Origin of the sequence: Syntrophomonas sp. (genome assembly GCF_028707975.1) — a bacterium.
GTDB lineage: Bacteria > Bacillota > Syntrophomonadia > Syntrophomonadales > Syntrophomonadaceae > Syntrophomonas.
This window is the reverse complement of sequence record NZ_JAQVZX010000174.1, coordinates 1-2675: the sequence shown is the minus strand read 5'-3', so window position 1 is coordinate 2675 and position 2675 is coordinate 1. Positions and strand designations below refer to the sequence as shown.

Sequence of the window (2675 nt, the reverse complement as noted above, 5' to 3'; positions counted from 1 at the left end):
CCATTTCCACTCGCTGCCGGAATACCTCTCGTTCAGCCTGGGATACAACATCCCCTTTACTTATAAGCACAACGTCAGCCGTACTTAACATCGGTCCTACCTTTTGCGGGGTGTCAATTCCACTCAGATTATCGATTACGCAAATTGATTGACAGCCCTGTACAGCAGGGGCACAGCGATGACAAAGGCCAGCTGTCTCCAGGATTAAGATCTCGGCCCCATGATAACTGCCCCAGGCGTATATCTCCTCCAGGTTGGCGGCAAAAAAGTGGTCCGGACATAAATATTCGCTTAAACCAACCGCCACCGGAATTCCCAGAGCCCGATAATTATCATCATCAGAAGTCTTAAGACAATCGATTTTGCAGGCCGCTACTTTAATCCCGTCCTTAAGCAAATGCCTGATGGTATGAATCATTACGGCTGTTTTCCCCGCCGAGGGAGGGCCGGAAACAATAATAAAACGCAATAAATATACCTGCTTTCATCAGGATGTCAAGGAGACGGTCCGAAACTGCTGAAAAAGTGCTCTTTTGCGTGTCATTCTGAGCGATAGCGAAGAATCTGGTTAGCTAAAGTCCCAATATTACGGATTTCCAAAAGAGATCCTTCGTCGCCTGCAGCTCCTCAGGATGATATTTATGATACTTTTTCAGTGGTCTCAGACGGTCCTTTTGACACCCTAACCCCTTACCCCTTACTTTTCTTACTAAAGTACCGATATGATGGGCTTAGTTATAAATTAAGCGGTCGCTTTTAAAAATTCATCCCAACCTTTCCATATTAAATGGAGCTCATCTTTTTGCAGCACGTCCGGTATTTCACCGGATATTGCCGGGATGAATCCCTGCAGAGTAAAAAACTCCTGTACTGCCGGGGATAAAATATAATCTACTATTTTCCTTACCAGCTCGCCTTTGCCTTTACCGACAGCAATAACCAGCGGCATGCAGAAGGAACCTTCCTTAATCCACATAATAGCGGTATTGTTTAAACGCGAGAACCTGGAAAAGGCAATATTGACCATTCCATAGTGGTATTCGCCCTGGTCGACGGCATTAACTACCTCAATCGGGCTGCCCTGAAAAACACAATTAGCCACAAATTTCTCGTAGCCATCAGGATAAAGTGTCTTCATGGTACCTACCAACACCCGGGAAATAGTTCTTTGGCGATCAGGTATTCTAATCTTACCGGAATAGACCGGGTCCTGAAAATCCTGCCAGCTAACCGGCCGCTTTTCTCCCACCAGCTCTTTGTTATAAATAACCCCAAAGGGAATAATAGTAAATGGATGAAAATAGGCATGTTCGTGTTTGAACCCTAACCTTTGCAGGCTTTCAGCCAGGGGTAAACCAGGAATTGTTTCAAAAGCGGCAGTGATCTCCGGCGCGGATAAACGGCCAAAATCGGTGGCATGCCCAATATATAAAGCCGGCGGCCCGCCTTCCCTGACACTGGATAATAAGCTGTCTTCACTGCCCAGGCGGTGCGGTTCATCATATACTTCAAATTCGTTGCCGGAATATTCCCTTTGGATGAATTCACTTATCAGCCCGGAAAACGCCCGGCTAATATTCATGGGACAATGTAATATAACCTTCTCCAATGCAAACCTCTCCTTTAGCTGTTCTAATCCATATGGCCCCTGGCTTGCTTGAGTTCCTGCTTTCTTTTATAGATGTTTATGTATTTCAATCCAACTTCCCTTATCTCCAGGGGCATCTGACATAACTCTAAAGCTGGAGATTCCTGCTTCTATGGCCAGGGCCTCCATTTCCTCCAGGGAAAGTCTTTTTCCTCCTTTTCTCTCCAGTGTGTTCTTGCGTTCCCCGCTTAAGCGTTTCCTCATCGTCCAGGGGACATAACGGCCCAGTCCCCCGCCAACCAGGGCGATTCCGCCTACTTTTAGGAGCCGGTAGACTTCCGCCAATCCCCGGGCCCTATCCTTCCAGAACCAGAGTGAGCCCCGGCTGATGATAAAATCAGCAAAGTTATCGGCCAGGGTAAGCCCCTGGCAAATATCAGCTTCTATGAAAAACACCTCATTATCGATATCAGCCTCGGCCACGCTACGCCGGGCAAAGCTCAGGGCCTCTGCCTCGATATCAATATAATAAATGTCCATACGGGTAATCTTGGCGATTTCGGTACCCACATAACCATTACCAGTTCCAATATCCAGGCAAATACCGCTGTCCAAAGCATAATCATCCACACATTGCTGGGCCAGCAGGGGATAAATGGGCAGCAAAGCGTTGTAGGAAGACTTACCCTCTGATGATTTCAGCATTTTTTTGTTTACCTCCTCAATAATTCAAGCATCGGAAGAAACTGCGGAGCAGTTTCAACACACTGCTGCAACGATTGCTACTTGCCCCCGGAGTCCTTTAGCAGAAAAGTTATATCCTCATCCGTAAGATCATAATGGTAAAACTTCTGGTAAAACTCCCGGGTTTCTTTAGCTATATCGTAAGCATATACCTCGGGATAAAGCAAATTCCCCAGCCATTTCAGACCCAGTATACGGTTTACCGAAGGCGGACGATCAAACCAGTTAAAGGGACCACTGGGCACCATATAGACTTTTTTATCCTGGGCGGCCTTTATATTCTGCCACTTGGTATCACTAAATATTTCTTTAAAACACTGTCCCCAACAAATAATCAAGTCGG

3 protein-coding genes and 1 pseudogene are annotated in these 2675 nt (G+C 46.4%); all 4 read right to left on the bottom strand.

Annotated features, from left to right (window positions below; all coding sequences use genetic code 11):
- Positions 1-469 (bottom strand): GTP-binding protein (locus tag PHP87_RS11845; protein ID WP_299921631.1); only part of this gene is annotated, 469 nt, incomplete at its 3' end.
- A 273-nt stretch (positions 470-742) separates the two neighbouring features.
- On the bottom strand, positions 743-1609 hold the full coding sequence (locus PHP87_RS11840) for an ABC transporter substrate-binding protein (RefSeq protein ID WP_061214292.1): 867 nt from the start codon (positions 1607-1609) through the stop codon (positions 743-745).
- A 66-nt stretch (positions 1610-1675) separates the two neighbouring features.
- Entirely contained in the window at positions 1676-2293 is a 618-nt protein-coding gene (locus tag PHP87_RS11835) for a class I SAM-dependent methyltransferase (protein WP_061214293.1), read from the bottom strand.
- 77 nt (positions 2294-2370) lie between these two features.
- Positions 2371-2675, bottom strand: a pseudogene (locus tag PHP87_RS11830) (ABC transporter substrate-binding protein); the annotation flags it as partial.

What these genes read in the sequence shown, in the direction of transcription:
- PHP87_RS11835 (WP_061214293.1), bottom strand. Translation starts at nt 2,293, where the DNA reads ATGCTGAAATCATCAGAGGGTAAGTCTTCCTACAACGCTTTGCTGCCC.